8 protein-coding genes are annotated in these 17,558 nt (G+C 37.5%); 2 read left to right on the top strand and 6 right to left on the bottom strand.

The genetic code is table 11. The features are described from left to right. Nucleotides 1–32 precede the first annotated feature (32 nt). The 4 genes from QUH73_RS16930 to QUH73_RS16915 all read right to left on the bottom strand — a co-directional run bounded on the left by QUH73_RS16930 (nucleotide 33) and on the right by QUH73_RS16915 (nucleotide 9,578). Nucleotides 33–770 (bottom strand): DUF6261 family protein, encoded by a 738-nt coding sequence (locus tag QUH73_RS16930; RefSeq protein WP_289531623.1) that lies wholly within the window; start codon nucleotides 768–770, stop codon nucleotides 33–35. Between the two features lie 1,081 nt (nucleotides 771–1,851). Continuing rightward, nucleotides 1,852–6,402 carry a hypothetical protein gene (locus tag QUH73_RS16925; protein WP_289531622.1) on the bottom strand — a complete coding sequence of 1,517 codons (4,551 nt, stop codon included), beginning with the start codon at nucleotides 6,400–6,402 and terminating at the stop codon, nucleotides 1,852–1,854. A gap of 14 nt (nucleotides 6,403–6,416) precedes the next feature. Further along, on the bottom strand, nucleotides 6,417–8,183 hold the full coding sequence (locus tag QUH73_RS16920) for a hypothetical protein (protein WP_289531621.1): 1,767 nt from the start codon (nucleotides 8,181–8,183) through the stop codon (nucleotides 6,417–6,419). Between the two features lie 3 nt (nucleotides 8,184–8,186). Further along, entirely contained in the window at nucleotides 8,187–9,578 is a 1,392-nt protein-coding gene (locus QUH73_RS16915; RefSeq protein WP_289531620.1) for a PorP/SprF family type IX secretion system membrane protein, read from the bottom strand. Between the two features lie 540 nt (nucleotides 9,579–10,118). On the opposite strand from QUH73_RS16915, the gene QUH73_RS16910 reads away from it, so the two are divergent. Further along, nucleotides 10,119–11,057 carry a hypothetical protein gene (locus QUH73_RS16910; protein ID WP_289531619.1) on the top strand — a complete coding sequence of 313 codons (939 nt, stop codon included), beginning with the start codon at nucleotides 10,119–10,121 and terminating at the stop codon, nucleotides 11,055–11,057. A gap of 26 nt (nucleotides 11,058–11,083) precedes the next feature. After that, on the top strand, nucleotides 11,084–14,248 hold the full coding sequence (locus QUH73_RS16905; protein WP_289531618.1) for an FG-GAP-like repeat-containing protein: 3,165 nt from the start codon (nucleotides 11,084–11,086) through the stop codon (nucleotides 14,246–14,248). A 204-nt stretch (nucleotides 14,249–14,452) separates the two neighbouring features. On the opposite strand, the gene QUH73_RS16900 is transcribed toward QUH73_RS16905, so the two are convergent. Both QUH73_RS16900 and QUH73_RS16895 read right to left on the bottom strand, forming a co-directional pair. Then, complete coding sequence (locus QUH73_RS16900; protein WP_289531617.1) at nucleotides 14,453–15,490, bottom strand: glycoside hydrolase family 53 protein; 1,038 nt, start codon at nucleotides 15,488–15,490, stop codon at nucleotides 14,453–14,455. A gap of 87 nt (nucleotides 15,491–15,577) precedes the next feature. After that, nucleotides 15,578–17,548, bottom strand: a complete 1,971-nt coding sequence (locus tag QUH73_RS16895) for a DUF5114 domain-containing protein (protein ID WP_289531616.1) — start codon at nucleotides 17,546–17,548, stop codon at nucleotides 15,578–15,580. Nucleotides 17,549–17,558 lie beyond the last annotated feature (10 nt).

Here is a 17,558-nt window from a genome sequence, read left to right as displayed (position 1 = left end):
CCACAAAACTCCTGTTCTTCAATCAGAGCAATCTATTCTACTAATTTTTCCTTTTCTGCTTCTGTCTCATTTCCGGTAAGCGAGTGCGACAAACGTGCATTCGCAACACTTTTCGAAATGTGATTGTTTAGCTGATCAATTAAAATATTGATGGCAGGATTTTCGCTTGCTGTTTGCTGCAATTCAATCATGCTAAACAGCGAACGGCACGCTTTCACCAATGGCTTTCGGGCATTAATTACTGAATGCGAACTGCTGTTGGATTGTACCACCTGTTCCTGTCCCAAAGCTTTGTATGCCTGCTGATCTGCCTCCATTTCGGCAAACCATTCATCGGCCTTAATGCTTGCAATGTGTGTTTTGTATGGCTCGGCTTTTAAATCCATAATTAAATTATCGAGCGCTGCCGATTCTTCGGCATTGGCCATACGATACAAATCGCCGCCATAGCGATGAATAACACGATTAATTTCTTGTGCAGCCATTTGTACGGCCTCCTGTTTGCGGTACATGCAAACCGAAACATATCCTTTAAAACCTAAAAAACGATCATCTCTTTCGTGATCGGCAGCATTTAATTTTGCCGTATAAGGATCTACTTTATCGTGCTGCAACACCGATTCGTAAATCTGAAACCGGGCTTTCACCATGTCTAAAAAGACTTTTAAGCCCAAATCCTCTGCCGGCGATTCCTCTATAATGCCAATACTATCCTTTATAAAGGTGAACAAGGCATTATGAGAAAATAAGTAATAAGAAACTTTATTCATATACTTCTATTTTAGCATTGTTACTATTGACTTACCGCTTCTGCCTTAAAGGAAACAGAACAATTCAGCCTGCCGTTTTTAAAAGCAATTGCAATAAGCATTATCCTACTGGAAGCAAATACATTCGAGCTTCTCTATTTTAGTTTTTCAGCAGTACCGAATCACTTCTTTTTTTGAAAAATGACCTCTTTCGGCAATCGAAACGATTTTTCAACTGGAAAATCATTTTACACGACGATCGAATCAAAAAATCAACTTAAAAAACGATTCAACACATTGGCTTCGGCTAATTTTCAGCTGAAAAATCAGCCTGACTACCAATGAAAATAATTTTTCACCTGAAAAATTACTTTGCAAGGCATTCAACTTGAAATTTTATGCCGGAAAATGGCCTTACCCATCAATCAAGATGATTTTTTAAGCCATAAAACGAGTCTGCACAATAAACAGGCAGGTTTTCCAAAATCGATCCACTCAAAACATTGTATTTACCTGCATTTCCGGTTTTCCAATTCCGAACAAGAGTATCTTGTGTGTGTGTTTTCAAACTTGTCAAAGAACTTTTACAGGCATTTTAACCTGTTGCTTATTTTTTACTATCTACTTCTTCTCAACCCCTAAATGGACTTCGCCGATTTCCTCTGTCCCTAAATGGACTTCGCCGATTTCCACTGTCCCTAAATGGACTTCGCCGATTTCCACTTCGTTCCAATTCCCTACCCCTAAATCCCCTAAAGGGGACTTTTTCCAATCTTGCACCTCGCTCCCGCACGATTGCATCGTGTGGATTCTACACTCCACTACCCCTCATCTTTTTTACCCCTAAAGAGTGTCCAAAAAGTATCGTTCTATTGTCATTCTGAGCTTGTCGAAGAATCTTTCACTTTGAAAAACAGATGTTTCGACTTCGCTCAACATAACAATCCGATACAAAATATTCCTTTTTGGACTCTCCTTCTTCCAAACTTGAACCCTTAAGCCCCTAGGGGTTTGGGGTTACAGCCATTACTTCCCACACGATACAATCGTGCGGAAGCGGGGTATATTCAAACAAATTCATAACTCATAATTCATATCTTCTTTAGTCCATTAAATAAGGCACCACCAATTTATTCGAATAGGTTACCTTATTAATCCCAGGCAACACATAACGAATAATCACGTCGTACTTTCCACCTGTTTGAAATGGGAAGTGACTGTTCAATAGATTACTCAAGTTCTCTTTTTGTGGTGTTAGCGATACCTTAGCTATCTTACTTCTAAATTCTTTAAAATCGCCGTAGGCTACGGCAGCAATATTGTAATTCAGGTTAAAATACTGTGTTCGCACCTGAGGATCTTCTCCTGTATAATTGGTTTCGGTAATTAAAGGGTTGGTAATGTCCTGAGAGATTCCCACGGCAAAAACCGGAGGCGTTCCCAAAACACTGGCTTTTCTCCACTCTAAGCTGTATTTTCCGGCCAAAGGATATTCGCCATACATCAATGGATTCAAGCCATTTTTAAACCAACGGTTGTTTTGTTGTGCCTCAAATTGTATCAATGGATCGTAATCATCACCTCCGTTCAGTTCATTCTTACCAAACACCTCGGGCGAATTAAACATTACGTTTGCCTGATAAACACCTGTATACACAGGCCATTCCCAACTTTGTCCGAATTGTATTTTCTTGTATTTCTCTTTAAAAGTATCGTAGTTACTGCTTCTAAAATAATTCTCGTACACCTGTTTCTCCTCTACAGTAGTAATACTTGAGCCTTCTTTGGCTTTTTTATTATTTACAGTCGCATCCTCATTTCCGCTTTTCTTTACTACAACATTAGCATCCATTTTACCGGCGCTAAATTTTGGAATGTTTACCAGTTCCTGTTTGTAAACAGAGTTGGTAGTTAATCCCTTTGGTATTTCAAAATTTACAGTTCGGTCGGTATAAGAAATATCGCCCAGCAGTGCGCTTCCATCTTTTCGGGTCATTCTCATTTTCTGATCCCATTTATCGTCCGGCTCAAATAAATAAGGTTGTCCCTTTCTGAGTTTAATGTATCCCAAAGCATATTCATCTTTAAAGAAATTGAATTGGTTCGATACCGGGTAAGAGTAGGCAATATTACGAGCGGGAATATAATCAGGAGCCACTCCGGTTGTAAAGCTACCCTTCTCTTCCTGAGTCTGACCTTTCATTTTTTTCCACACACCACCAATTTTCTCTTCAAAACTCACCTTTACCTTGTAATCAATTTTCGATTCAGGAGGCAATATGTCCAACGAATTAAAAATAGCCACATCCTTATTTTCATTCCATTCTATTTCCCCTTCTATTGATTTTCCATCAGCCGTTAAACTCATTTCATCCAGTTTAACACGGAAAGTTTTTTCAATCTCATCCAAATCGACCATTTCGAACGGCTTTTCAATCTCCAGATTAAAAACAGTTTGAAAAGCGGTAAAAACATCAACTTCAGCTCTTCCGTTTTGAGGCGTAACATCCGAAATCACTTCCAGTTCGTCCAATACACTTCCTCCCACCAATTCGCATTTATTGCCAATTTCCACTTCGAATTTACAACGGCCTTTTACCAAACCACCCAAAACACTATAGCGACCACCAACAATTCCTTTCATCCATAATGGATTTGGCAATTGCGCCTGAAGTAATGCTGCGGCACCTATGTGCAGAATGTGTATTCTTTTTCGTTTGTGAAATACTTTCACCTGAATACCAATCTCTCCATCGAGATAAGCGTAAGCCTGTCCGTTGGCATACCAGCCATCAATGCCCGGCGATTTACCACTCCCCTTGCACCGCACTTCGTTACCATAATTCTTTAACATGATATCGAAACCTGCACCGGCATTAAAATAGCCGTAGAAAATAAGGAAATTCAGATTTCCGGTACTGATGCTGACATTGGAGCCAAAAGCAAAGCCTTTTCCTGTTCCCAAAGCATTAAAATCTCTCATGTAATCCAAGTCATCTGCACCCAGAATATCTGCAACTTCATCCGGAGGAGGCGGACTGCCCAGTATTTTTGTTCCCACCATAAAGTAGCTGCCTGTTTTTAGTATGCGCATGAGTTTGATACCTACACGGTCTTCGGGTGTTCCCATGTAGAAATACCAATCTTTAGGATCGACATGCAATTCGGCCCAACCTGCTCTTCCATTCGATCCTACTCCCTGAATAACTCCTCCCGGCACATTCATGAACAAATCAAATGTTCCGTGCAAACTTTTATTGGGAAAATCGTAGCTGACTTTTGCTTTTGCAGCCACCACAGATTTTCCGGCAATTTCACTTTCAGAGCCAAACATTTGCGTTTGAACATCCGATTGTCCCTTTAATCCCGGAATATTAACTACATCTACCAAATTGTTTAATCCTTTGTCCAGGCTTTTAGACAACTTCATACAACTTGCCTGCATAGCATCAGCACCCGGAATATTTAAGGGAGATAAAAATTTCCCATTTCCTTCAAACGAAATGTAATTCAATCCTCCATTGCTATTGAACGACATCTCGAAAATTGTTTCAACTGTTACTGCGGCTTTATCTGGTGAAGCCAGATCGGCTCTCGCTTTTAAACCAAGGCCGGCTTTCTTGTTTGGCACATAAACAATTCCACTGGGAGTTGCCCCAATACTGCCTGCACCTAAAGCTGTTCCGCTATGCGACATCCTATTGTAAACACCACCTCCAAAAGAGTAAATACTTAAACCTGGAAATACAGGAACACCACTCGGCAAAGTAAACATACCATCGGCATACCAATATCGATATCCTTCAACACTGCCAAAAAGCGCTGAAGCCTGCAAAGCAATTCCGGGCGTAAATTTGGCATCAACCATTCCTTTAAAACCAGATCCGTACAGAGGATCATTCTTGTACCATTGTGCAAAACCTTTTAATTGATAACTGCCCTGATTTACTTCAATACCCAGCTTGCCTATATCCAATCCGGCATACTTAAATTTAATTCGTTCAGGATCTTTTTCGGCCAAAATAATAGCTTCTGCAATCCCACTAAAACTACTGCTAACATTAACGGTCATGTCCAAACCCAAACCGTATTCATTCGTTTTTCGTTTCGTTAATGTAATTCTGTTGAGTTGAATCGGTAAGAAACCTAACTTTTTAGGTGCATTCTCTCGTCCTAAACTAAAACGATCTGCATCCAGAAAGGGTTCCCGGGTAGTCACCATTAATCCTTCAAAAGAAATGTCTCCAACATGTAAGAGATTTGTTTTTGGCACCATTGAACCATGCAATACCGCTTTTGGATGAAAGCGGTGATCTTCAACATCAACCTCTAAATACGAAGAGGGAGCTAATTTCACTTCTGATTTAAACAGCGGAAAATCCATATCTTCCTTTACTGTTGCCTTCACATAATATTTATCATCAGGTTGAATTAAACCATAATAGCCCAAATGATCTGTATCACCTGCAATTGGTATTAAAATATCACCATTGAACCATGCCTTTTGTAACTTATTGTACTTTAAACCCACTCCCAATGTATCCAAAGAATATGCCCAGCCACTCATATCTCCTTCTTCCAAAGGAATTAAATTAGTCCCGCCAAATTCCCCTGTAAAGCCCATTTCATCGATAACAGCACTCTGTAAAAAAAGAGTGATATTATTCTCTTGATTTTTCTTTCGGTATTGACTTGGAATCTCAACATTTAAATCTTTTAAATAGAATCCCTGCCAAAGCGGACTATTCAATTCAGGCATTGAGGTAGATTGATAGCCTTTTGGGAAGACCATCCCTGAAGAATTTCGGGTATCACTAAAATCGAAAACAGCATTGCTAACCTTAAACTTAAAATCGGTAAGACCTTTCACCTGAAAAGGATCCAAGCTCACATCAACAATAAAATCAGAAAATGTAGTAATACTGGTTTCGAAAGCTGCAGAAACCTTAGTCGTATTAATGGTATCGGCAGGCAATAGTACATCGCGGCTAAACTCTACCATTCCCTGCAAACCCATTCCCCTGTATCCGTTGCAATCCCAATCAACAAAGGTTTTTTTATTCTCACCAACGAATACCAAGTTCATATTTTTATTCAAAGCAAATGACTGATTTCCAATCAGCATCAATCGGGCATCGCCGGTAAATCCGCCACGGTTAAAGCCAATCCGGCTTCCGGCAAATCCAAGTTGTCTTTTTGCAAGAGGTACATCAATTAATGCTGAAGCACAAAGTTCGCCTCCTTTAGGAGTTAGAAAGACGGAATCGATGCATATCGTAACTCCTCCCACTCCCATTGACTGATCTTTACCCAATGGCAAATCGAATGATTTTGATGAATTGATTAAGTCCTGGAGCTTACGTGATTCGGTTCTGATTTTTTTTGCGGTAGCAATCAATTTCTCCATTCGCTTAACATCCTTCGGATTAAGCAAAGATGCAGCCATCGAGGCTCCTTGCGATTGAACGGAATCCTCTTGAAAGAGTTTTATTTCATCAATATCATTTTCAACAGCAAAATGATTTGCAGAAAATCCAACTTTAAATACAGAAACAAGCAAAATCAGCAACATCAAATTTCGCAGCGATTGCCTCATCGTTGCCCTGTAAATTCCATCCCGAACTAATTTATTACCTATTGAATCGAACTTCATTTTCTGCTATTTGTTTAAAAACTGTAATTGTAACCCATACTAAGTGTGAACTCTGCATATTTTTTCTCTTCGTGCCTATTCATATAATTCATGCTAAGAGTAAAACTATGTTTCTTTACTGCATAAGAATTATTGCACCGAATCACATAAATCCGATTTGCAAAATCGCCGTTCTGATAAGATCTGTTCCAGGATCCGCTCACCGAACTTCTCAAATTCTTTTTAAACCTTTTGGACAAACTCAGTGTTGGCCCAAGAGTTAAAGCATCACCCGATTCCATATCGTTGTAATTCCCATTTATTGAAGAGGACAAAGAAACTCCACTGTTTTTCCAACTAATACTATGCGTTATTCCGGTGCTGTAGAATTTATTTCCAGGCTTTTTATTCTGCCCTTCCTGTTTTTCCGAAGCCATTTGCACATTCAGATTAACATTTAAATTTTGTCTGGCATCTGCATTTTTCACATCACCCAAAACCTGCGACAGAGTAAGAGACATATTCTGAGAAACCTGGGTAAAATCGAGGGTATCATAAACCTGTTGCTGATTCACTTCGTTTATATCTTCGAAATCGGATCGGATATTCGTGAAAGAACTATAGTTTGAGTAGGATAAATTCAGGTTCGTTTTGGCTCCCGTTTGTATTCCAACATTTACCGCTCCCACCACATTATTCATTCTTGATTTTTTTTCGTTTTTCAGATCATTCCTTTGCAAACCGGCATTTGCAGAAATATTTAAGTGTCCCTTTAAAAACTGTTTGGCAGTTGTCACTGATATATTCTCCATATCATTGGTAAAATAATAGGCTCCCAATGTTTGGTACTCCGGATCAACCCTTTCGTACAACATCGACACAGAAAAATCCTGACTTTGATAGGATACATCAGTTTTGATAGCGGTATAAACAGAACTGGATGAGTTGGCGTTCATAATGCCATTGGTAAGTACGAATACACCGGTATTCTTTTCGCCCCTGTTTTCAAGTCTTTTATCCTGCGTCAGCATACTATTGGTATATTCAACACCAACAAATATTTTACTGAACAGATTTTTACGAACATTCACTCCCAATACCAGGTTTTCCATGGGTGTGATTTCGGTGTTGTCTGGAATAAGCTTTACTGAATTCTCATCATCCTTAGCCCCAAATGCAATAACACTCAAATCATCCCCCTTGTCTTTGTAATTTAGCTTTAAACCGTAGCCCATCCTTTTGTAGGAGAACAATGTTTCCTTTTCCGTACCTACTGGTTCTTCCGCTTTCCGAAGCCTTCCAAACATAAGGCTGGCGCTTAGTTTTATTGGTGGAGTCAGCTCAAGCCCTACTCCTAAAAAACTATGTCCGCTTAAACTATAAGGCGAGAAACTCATGGCTGAATAACCCGCATGCAGCTTCACCCACTTGTAAGTTGGAGATATTCCTATCTGGTTAAAACTAACTCCATGCGATAATTCTACATCCTGATTTGAATAGGTGAAATTTAAAGGAATTGACCACTGTTCAAACAGTGACAAATTCAAACTGCCCGTAGCATAAAACGTATGTGCGTCTCTGTTGCGCTTAACCCCTATTGCCGAATAATTAACATTATTGGCTGAGATACTACCCGAAACACCAATCTTTTTTGCATTGATTACTTGCTCAACATCCTGAGCACAAACAACAAGAAATGAACTTAACTGAATAAACAGGAAACACAAGATCCGGGCAAATATCCGGGTTCTCTGATCTCTATTTCTCCTCAAACTTATTATATCGTGAACCCCTTTATTCATTTCTTACCGATAAATAATAAATTTGATTCGTCTGTTCTTTAATCTTTCCTGACCATATGCATTGGCAACAACAGGATTGGAGTTTCCTTCCCCAAAATAATCCACTCTGTTTCCTGCAATTCCCTGTTGCTCGAAATAATCGGAAATAATTTCAGCCCTATGAACAGATACTTCCAGATTCTTCGCATCATTTACCATCATATCGGTAAAGACATGTATATGAACAATTGAATTTTTATGTTTTTGCATCCGTTCAATCAAAGAGTCAATAAACTTCTTCAAACTCTTATCTATAATTTTGTGCTGATCAACGGTTGAATAATCCCAGTACTCATCGTCCCAAACAAACTCCTCCTTCTTTTTACGTACAAGTCCACTTGCATTTTTTATCTTATCAGAGAAGCCGGATTTCTTTTCCCGACTAAAATTCTTATTCAACGAAAGCATCACTTCATTGCTTGTCATGTAATTAGAATTTATTTTTGAAGATGTAATTGTACGGCCAACTCTTATTGAATAAAAGGATTGCGAAAACTCTAAAGCAAGTGCGTAGACTTTGTCCACAACATACCGGGGAATTAAAGCAACACTTCCTTCCTTAAAAAAACCTCCGTTGGAATTCTTCCAATAATATCTCATATCCAAACCAAGATTTAACCACTCATTCTCATCCTGAAATCTCAAATCACCATCTGCTAACAGACTTAATTCATTCCCTAATAAAAAATTGTACCCAAACTGAAGACCATATTGATAAGAAAGCTTCTCTTTTTGATCGTTCCCGGAAGTGTAAACAGGTCTATTTAAATTCGCTATAGAAGCACTAAGAAAATAGTTAACAGCGTTGTTCCGATCTATTTTTTCAAGTCGAATTCCGGAGTTCCATGAAGAATATCCGTCTGATATATCCTGAAAATTTTCATTAATGGCTAAACTTGAACTAAAACCTTCTCCTAAAACATACTGACTGCCCGTTGTAAAACCATCATTATCAAAAAAACGCTGAAGCACATTCCAGGAAATACCCAAACCTAAATTTAATTGATCCGACACTTTCAACTTATAGGCCAAAGAAACGGCAAAACTCTCTTCCTTCAGCAAATCATTAGACGATAAATCATCAGACATAAACGACACCCCTACAGCGCCCAAATGGCCTCGTTTCTTATCATTTAAAACCGGCAAAACACCAGTAACCAAAGAGGTTGTGAAACCAGAACCTGATTTGATTTTCTGAATGCGATTGTAGAAACTTACTTTTGCATACGGTAACCCGACAATAGCTGAAGGATTGTATTGCAATGGAGATTCTGTATAGTTAACCAAGGGTATTTTTTGAGCCTTGAGGTGAAATGACACGACAATAAAAACCAATAAAATTATTTTCCCTCTCATTCTGGATTACTATTTTATCTAATACTCTAGCTCAGGAAATTAACCGTAACAGGTTGAAATACCCTAAAACTATTAAATTTTATATGTTACATTATTCGGCCAACAATAATAAACACTAATATGTTAATACACAATATTTTTTGTTAATATTTCTTAAATAACACTCAATTTTATCAGCCTTAAAATAAATATCCTAATTAACAAGCAAATTAGATTTTTAATATTCTTTTATGTTGACACAAGTGAAAAAATACATCTTCAAAAGCTTCGTAAATTAATACATTTAACAACCACCACACAACAAAATAAATCAACCAATACCCCTTACAAATAAGGACATACATACAAAACAGAATTATTTTATGCAATTTACAAACCTTTTTAAAACGAATCTTTTAAATAGTAAAATCACATTAAAACAAAATACAACTATGATTAATTTAAATGCATTCTAACATATGGAAGAGGATAATATCATGAAGTTATTCTCCAATTTTATTTTATTTGTCTATATTCGAACATAATTTTCAAAATAAAATCATGAAATCAATTTTTAAGTTAATTACATGTAGTATTGTTGTATTATTTTTCTCAAACGCCTCATTTACACAGGAGTTAAACAGAAAAGGGATACAATCCTTCTTTAAGGATGTAATATCAAATCCTGATTCATATCATAATACGCCAAGTGATTTTAGCACAAATAAGCTTGAAATCTTAAATGATTTAGAAGTATACAGAATTGATTCAATTGACGCAGTTCGAAAATACGCTTATCTTATTGCCCATAAACTAACTAAAAATGACACAAACACTCTCCTTAAACAGGATGTGGTTAATTTCCTGTTAAAAGGATTTAATGACTCAAACTCCGGCACCTGCGGTATTGTAAGCGATTTACTGAAAGATTACGCTAAAAAAAGCTATAACGATAAGGCCCGAAACAAAATTCTGGAATTACTTTACCTGACGCCCCCTTACTATCAAGAACTAATCAGGTTAGCTGGATATGTTAATCCTGACTCTACTCTAAAAAGTATTACAGAACTGCTGTCATCTGGAATTATCAAAAGCAATGAACCATACTGGGCAGCCAAACTGGCACTGGCAAGAATTGGAGATCTTGCGGCAATGGAATTCTGCATGAAACAAATTAAGATGATGGAGGTAAATGATGATTTAGTTTATGATTACGTTCCTGATCTTATCTATACACATCAGAGAGAAGCTTTTGATTTTTTAATCCGGTTATTAAACAGCAATGAAAAAAACTGTGAATCTTCCAATGCAGAATCGACAGAGATGATCGTATGCGGATACAGAATCATGGAATATCTGGCTCCTGTAATAAAAGACTTTCCTCTTAAAATAAGTGATAGCGGAGATATAGACACGAATGATTATACCGAAGCTCTTCAAATATGCCGCGATTGGTTTTTACAACATCCTGACTACAAAATTACAAACGAAGAATACTAGTTCTTCCCATTCCTGAATAGTAAAAAATGAAAAAAATATTTTTAATCCCCATAGTTTGCCTCTGTTTTAATTTGTGTCTGGCTCAATTTCAGGAGAAAGTTTTCACCAACATTCCAAATTTGAGTAATAGCAAATGTGTTTGGGGTGACATCAATCACGATGGGCGCCAAGATTTAGTATTAATGGGTGAACAACCTGATAAGTATGTAACCAGCATATATATCAATAACAATGATCACTTTTCTCAAATGATTGTTCCCGAATTAATACCTCTTAGTAATGGTTCTCTCTCCTTATTGGATTTTAACAATGATAACTACCTTGATTTATTTTATACCGGAATTGACAAGAATGGTAATAAACACACTCTCCTGTTTAAAAATATCAACGGAAACTCATATGTAAAAATGACAACTTCATTCGAAGATGTCAACCTTAGCAGCCATACCTGGTTAGATTTTAACAATGATGGGTTTCTTGATCTGATTTTGTCAGGTTTGAATGATAAAAATCAAATCATTACAAAAACATATATAAACAACAAAAATGAAAGTTTTTATCCACAGGAATACAACCTGGCAAGTATTTATTCAGGAAATACAACATCAATTGATTACGACAAAGATGGATGGACAGATCTTCTAATCGCAGGAAAATCGGAAGGCGCCAGCAGGATATGTTATTTATATCGAAATGAAAAAGGCATTGGTTTCCATAAAGTAATTGAACTGGATGGTGTAACAGAGGGCGATTCAAAATGGGGCGACATCAATAATGACGGATTCCCTGACCTTGTAATTGCTGGATATGATGGTGAAAACTATCAATCAAGAGTATACACAAATAATAAAGGAACTTTACAGTTTTCTCAAAACTTATCTGTTCCACTTGGTGGCTGCGATTTAGAATGGCTGGACTATGATGGTGATGAAGATTTAGATTTGATCAGCATGGGAGGTATTAACAATACAAGCCCTAAAACCGTGCTGTATGTCAACAACAACGGTCTACTTTCTAATTCTAATATCGTGTTTCCAAATGTGTTTGCAGGTTGCCTGTCCATTACAGACTTTAATAGTGATGGTAAAGCCGATATATTCATTTCCGGCACGCAAATCCCCGAAGGCCCTAAATCTCTTTTCTATACTAACAATTTCAGTTTCTCATACGAAAACCCTGCCCCTCCAACCTTATTGAATTCAGTAACAAGTTATCCTAATGTATCTTTAAATTGGAACAAAGGCAGTGATGATACATCTGCCCCAAGCAGTCTTCAATACAGATTAAAACTTGGAACCACAGCCGACAAATCTGAATTCTACCCTTTTTATAGTAATCTAACTACAGGCGAAAATTTATTGACTTCACAAAATGAACTGTCAGGCACAACTATCGAGTTGACGAATCTCTCTGAAGGCAAATATTATTGGGCTTTACAGAGTGTTGACATTGCCGGCAATATTTCTGAATTATCTGATTCACATACATTTTTCATTAATGCCCCAATAAGTTTAGGGGAAGATCTAAATGTTTGCCCCGGAGAACAAATTCAACTATCAATTCCTGATGGCAATTACACCGCAAACTGGTATTCAAAAAGTAAAGGTGAAATTGCAAGCAATACAAACAAAATTTCTCTATCACTTACTACCGATGATACCGTTTGGGTGAAATTGAACAAAAATTACGGAGGTATTGTGTACGATACAATTAATATTTTTTATCATGAAAACCCGATAATTGAATTAAATAATGAAACATACTCATGTTACGGTGAAAGCATAAGCTTACATCCCATAACAAATGGCACTATCCGGACATGGAAAACATTCCAAAACAAAATACTTAGTAATAATCTGAACTACAATATCCTTACTACCGAAAAAGATTCCTTGATTTTTGAAGTACAATCAGAATACGGCTGTATTGCAAAAGACACAAGTTTTATATTTGTACACGAACTTCCTGTAATTGATTTAAAAGACAATTATTTTACTTGTAAAAACCAACAAATCACAATTCAAACAAGTGACTACTATAAAACAGAATGGTTGAATAAAAATAAAAATTTACTATTTGAAAACACCAATAAATTCATTTATAAAGTCGACAATGAATATGAGTTTTATTTAAAAGTGGAAAATAAAGAAGGATGTTCATCAGAACAGAAATTTGCACTCCATCCTTACTCCCTTCCATCAGCTTACGCGGGAAAAGACACCCTAATTTGCGAAGGTTCTGAAATTGCACTTGGATCGGATGCAATGGCTGAAGGTGGAACATCACCATACAAATACACTTGGACTTCATCCAACAACACTTTCGTCTCTGAAGAATTACACCCAAAGTTTAAGGTGCTTCAGTCTACTGAATTTGTATTAAAAATTACTGACTTAAATAGCTGCGAGGATCGAGATACAACTAAATACAACATAAATCCTATTAGCAGCATAGATGCCGGATTAGACAAATCGATCTGTGCTGGAGAATCATTAGAACTTGGCGGCAATCCTACAGCTCAAAATAGTCTTAGGGATTATAAATATTTATGGATTCCTTCAACAGGACTTAACAATCCTAACATTGCCAACCCAACAGCAACGCCTTTAACAAGTACAGAATATCAATTAGTTGTTTCCACACACAATTGCGAAAACTTAACAGATAAGATAAAAGTCAACGTGCATCAAACACCAATCATCACTGTAAAGTCCGACACTATTGTGGGCGCTAAGCAAGAATTCAAGCTTTGGGCAAAAGGTGCAAACACTTACGAATGGACTCCGGAATTACCATTAAATGACCCTTCAAGCAATTCTCCAATAGCCAGCATTCCAGAAAATACAATATTCTCAGTAATTGGCTATTCTGAATTTGGCTGTCAGTCAGACCAGAAAAATATTAGCGTTCATGTAAACAACGAGATCTTCATTCCTACTTTATTCTCTCCAAATAAAGATGGTAACAATGACAGATTCCTTGTGTACGGCACAGGGCTATCAAAATTAACAATTAGAATATACAATAACTGGGGAAAAGTTGTTTATAGCAGCAATGACAATTCTGAAATTCAGAAAACAGGTTGGGACGGAAAAAATGTACCTGAAGGCAATTACATATGGGAATTAGAAGGAAGCTATTCTGATGGACGATACTGGAAAAAAACCGGTACAATCTACTTAATGAGGTAAAACTCAAGTAATAAAAATCTCCCTTTCCCCAAGAATTCATTCTAAACCAAAAGACTGTAAATCCATTGATTTACAGTCTTTTTTGTTTTACATCTATTCGTTCTACTATAAATAAATCAATAGGAAAGAGAACTCTTTTATTTAGAGCTAGTCACTTCTTTCTAATTGATAAAAAAATAGCAGAATGAAAAATTACATTCTATATTATCTGCTAAAAGCATCCATCGCTTTTGTTGGATAGCCAGCCTCATCAAAAGCTCCCTTTTGATATTCTTTCCATCCATTGTAACATTGTGGTTCCCAATAAAAAACCCCTAAACAACTATCAATAGCTTTGGTTCTTGTAATCAGATCTGAAAGAAAGTTATATGCTGCATCCTCTCCGTCCCAGTTCATGCCTGTCTCGCAAATCATAATCTCGCAAGCATAGCGACTGACCATGTCATTGATATTGCTGATTAAATCGTCGTTCATGTTTTGCCAGGTGTCCGACTCAGGATACAAGGACATTCCAATCACATCCCATTTTCCGCCATTATTTTTCAAACCGTCAAACAACCATCTGAATTTTGAATTCTTATTTCCCTCCTGCAGATGTACAACAACTTTTGCCTCCGGGAAAACAGCTTTTACAGCATCGTATCCATAATTGGTAAGACTTGCATACTGTGCCATATTTTCATCTGCTTTTCCATCGCTCCAAAGCATGCCATTACCAGTTTCGTTGCCTACCTGAACCCATTCCGGACTAATCCCCCAGTTGTTAAGTGCAGTTAATACTTCAGTGGTATGATCTTTTACGGCAAGGCACAAATCGTCGAAAGACAGATTTTCCCAACTTGCAGGCTTGCTTTGTTTGGAAGGGTCGGCCCATGAGTCGCTGTAATGGAAATCAACCAAAATACGCATTCCTAAATCGTTGGCCCGTTTGGCCTTAATCAGCATATCGGTTTTATTGCACCATCCATCGGTTGGATTCACCCAAACCCGTAAACGAATGGAATTCATCCCCAAACTTTTTAACAAACTCATGCATTCCGTTTTGTTTCCTTCTGCATTGTAAAATAAGATACCAGCACTCTCCATCTCGGTTAACCAACTCACATCGGCACCTTTGGCAAAACCACTCATATCCTCTACAACTGGTTTCTCCGGCAAAGGCTTGTTGTCATCATTATTATCACATGAGACAAAAAGAAAAATAAAACTGAACAGCAATATTGTAATTTTTTGAATTTTCATTGTTGGAATATCTGTTTAGTTAAAAAACAGAGGTATTCTAACTTTGTCTGAATTGTAAAAAACAAACAGAATACCTCATTTTCATTATTACTGCACTTCAAAAGAACAGGTATTGTGAATAAAATCTACAGTTATATTATATGTTCCGTTTGCCAGACTTTGAACCTCTGTCATGTTAGCCCCCAAATAACTCATAGAGTCAAAAGAACCTCCATAATAACGGTTCCACGACTGATCCAAATGAATGGCCATTCCATAAGGTGAATCTGCACTAATGATTGCTGTACCTGTATATACTCCGGCAGTTGCTTTCGTTAATACCACTGAGGTAAAGTCCCAAACATCATTTAGCCCGGTGATATAAACCTCATCGCCTAAAAATACATAGGTTTGATTTTTGATGTTGGCAATCAAGTCGTAAGTTCCTGTTGCTATAGAAGCATCATCTGTAATGCCATCGGCTCCCAAACTTAGGTTTCCGCTTTCACCACCATAAAAATAATCCCATCCACCATTTAAATATAATTTAGCTCCATATTCGGAGGTGGCATTAATCATTACACTACCTGAGTAGACTCCATCAACCTCTTCAGGTGTCATCTGTACCAGACTCCAATCATCATTAAAGCCTGCATAACTTAAGCTGGTTACTTCGGTATGATTGTAAGTCAGGTTTTTCAAATCGGTCTGAATTAAATACAAGCCCGGATCCGGCGCAGTGATATTATTGGCACCTTTAAATACCAATGTTCCTTCGGTATCACCCATTTTATATACATCATCCCAATTGTCTTTTTCAAGAGACATATTATATCCCCATAGCGAATTGACATTTATAACTCCTGCAAAGGTTGAGTCCTCTTCGCTCAATAAACGCAGGTAGTTATCGAATGTCCAGGATCCTGAAATTCCATCATCAACACCGGGAAGATACAAATAGCTGCTAAGAGGTGCCATCTCATCGGTTTTACCGGAAGTAATCTCATAATGCAAGTTGGCCGGGTCAGCCAAATAAAAGGTTAAAGTGTAATCGCCGGCAGCTCCAAAAGTAATATCGCCGGCAGATGTGGCCAACATATCAAAGGTCAGTCCTCCATTGGCATCTGCAGCAAAACCAATCTCTTTGCTGATAGTGGCATCATCACTCGTACCTGTTGAGAAATTATAGAGTTTAGCATCAGAACAGCTGATTTTCACCACTGCATTATCTGTTGCGGTGCTTACTGACACATACCATTTCACTTCTGATTTTACAAAAGTCATTTCAGCAGTTACATCACCGCTTACAGTCAGGTTAGGAATATAGGTTGCTGTCCATTCCTTTGATGATGTGCTTGCTGTTGTATAATAACATCCACCAAAACCCGGATACCAGAAATTCCACATAGTACTTTCATCCGATGACATCAAAAATTCTTTACCATCAGCACCTTCATTGCCCCAAATACTTCCGTCTCCTTCTTTTAAAAACCAATTGCTCCATGCAGTAGTTCCAATAAAACCAGAATATTCTCCATTACTTTCAGGAGCATACAATACAAAACCAGTCTCCATCTTATCTGCATCAAGCACAAAACCTTTTGACATATCAATAGTGTAGCTGGTGATATTGACAGCAATCACATTGCTGTAATAAGGATCTGTATTATCGCCATAAGCCAAATTGACTCTGAAATACATAGGAGTACTGACATCCGGAGTATAAGCAAAATTCTTTGCCATGGTATTCAATTCACCTCCAGTAAAAGAGTAGATATTGCTCTCTGGCTTTATGGTTTCATAAGTTTTAAAATCCTGAGTTGCAGAAACCTCAATTGCAACAGATGGGATATTATCAGGTATACTTACTACCGCACTACTAATACTAAGCTCACTTTCGTTCCAGCTTAAAGCCAACATAGGTGCATCCTTGGTTTCCTGAGATAGAACAATATCAGATTCACTTGTTAGAAGCGTTGATGAATTCAGCCCGGAAACGAAAATCTCATCCCCATCTTTTTCGCAGGCAGTAAATAATACTGAGCAACATACCGCCAGAAATATGATTAATTTCTTCATAACTTATTCT

The sequence above is a fragment of the Labilibaculum sp. K2S genome (genome assembly GCF_030372765.1).
In the GTDB taxonomy this organism is placed as follows: Bacteria; Bacteroidota; Bacteroidia; order Bacteroidales; family Marinifilaceae; genus Labilibaculum.
This window is presented reverse-complemented; position numbering and strand designations above follow the sequence as displayed.

Excerpts from the sequence above, each read along its gene's own strand:
- QUH73_RS16900 (WP_289531617.1), bottom strand. The coding sequence starts at position 15,490 with ATGAAAATTCAAAAAATTACAATATTGCTGTTCAGTTTTATTTTTCTT.
- QUH73_RS16905 (WP_289531618.1), top strand. The coding sequence starts at position 11,084 with ATGAAAAAAATATTTTTAATCCCCATAGTTTGCCTCTGTTTTAATTTG.
- QUH73_RS16895 (WP_289531616.1), bottom strand. The coding sequence starts at position 17,548 with ATGAAGAAATTAATCATATTTCTGGCGGTATGTTGCTCAGTATTATTT.
- QUH73_RS16920 (WP_289531621.1), bottom strand. The coding sequence starts at position 8,183 with ATGAATAAAGGGGTTCACGATATAATAAGTTTGAGGAGAAATAGAGAT.
- QUH73_RS16915 (WP_289531620.1), bottom strand. The coding sequence starts at position 9,578 with ATGAGAGGGAAAATAATTTTATTGGTTTTTATTGTCGTGTCATTTCAC.
- QUH73_RS16930 (WP_289531623.1), bottom strand. The coding sequence starts at position 770 with ATGAATAAAGTTTCTTATTACTTATTTTCTCATAATGCCTTGTTCACC.
- QUH73_RS16925 (WP_289531622.1), bottom strand. The coding sequence starts at position 6,402 with ATGAAGTTCGATTCAATAGGTAATAAATTAGTTCGGGATGGAATTTAC.
- QUH73_RS16910 (WP_289531619.1), top strand. The coding sequence starts at position 10,119 with ATGAAATCAATTTTTAAGTTAATTACATGTAGTATTGTTGTATTATTT.